The sequence below is a fragment of the Corynebacterium sp. ACRPZ genome (assembly GCF_022346205.1).
Lineage (GTDB): Bacteria > Actinomycetota > Actinomycetes > Mycobacteriales > Mycobacteriaceae > Corynebacterium > Corynebacterium lehmanniae.
Map to the genome: position 1 here is coordinate 1 of NZ_JAKRMR010000041.1, position 709 is coordinate 709.

General features: G+C 59.9%; 1 rRNA gene. It reads left to right on the forward strand.

Annotated elements, in window-relative coordinates:
* Positions 1-106: ribosomal RNA gene (rrf, locus tag MHX64_RS11890) — 5S ribosomal RNA — on the forward strand; the annotation flags it as partial.
* Positions 107-709: the final 603 nt, after the last annotated feature.

Here is a 709-nt window from a genome sequence, read left to right on the forward strand (position 1 = left end):
TGGCGGCGGGGAAACGCCCGGTCCCATTCCGAACCCGGAAGCTAAGCCCGCCCGCGCCGATGGTACTGCCCCCGGGAGGGAGTGGGAGAGTAGGTTACCGCCGACCCAACAACTTCACACAACAAGCACCCGCCACACAACCATTTGTGTGGCGGGTGCCTTCTTTTGGTGTTGCATGTTTGCGGGGTTGCGCATTGCGGACAACACGACCGACACCAACAATTGGTGTGCACCCACAAGCACCCGGTGTCGTGCGGACTTACGCATTGCGGACAACCCCGCCCGCACCCATCATTGGCGGGAACCCACGAATTTCCGTACCCGAGCAAACTTCGCATTGCGGACACCAGCGACACCGCCAACAATGGGTGGACACCAACGGACCTGCCGTCCGGTAGGCGGGGTTTCGTAAAAGCTGACAACAGCGTTTTGCAACCTGGAGAAACACGGGGTGAAAACCGGCCGCTCGTCAACTTCTGCGAGACACCTCTGCCGGCGCCCTTGCGGACGCCGCATTGCGGACAACCACACCCGCACCCATCATTGGCACCAAACTCCGCATTGCGGACAACGGCGGTGCCGCCAACTAGGTCAAGTCCTGTGTAGTGGTGTAGCCGTTTGTGCTTTCGGCTCGGTATGAAGTTCGGGGTTTTTGTTAGGCGGTTAGCTGGTGGTGGTTGCCATGATCACCTCCTGTTTGGTGCATGAG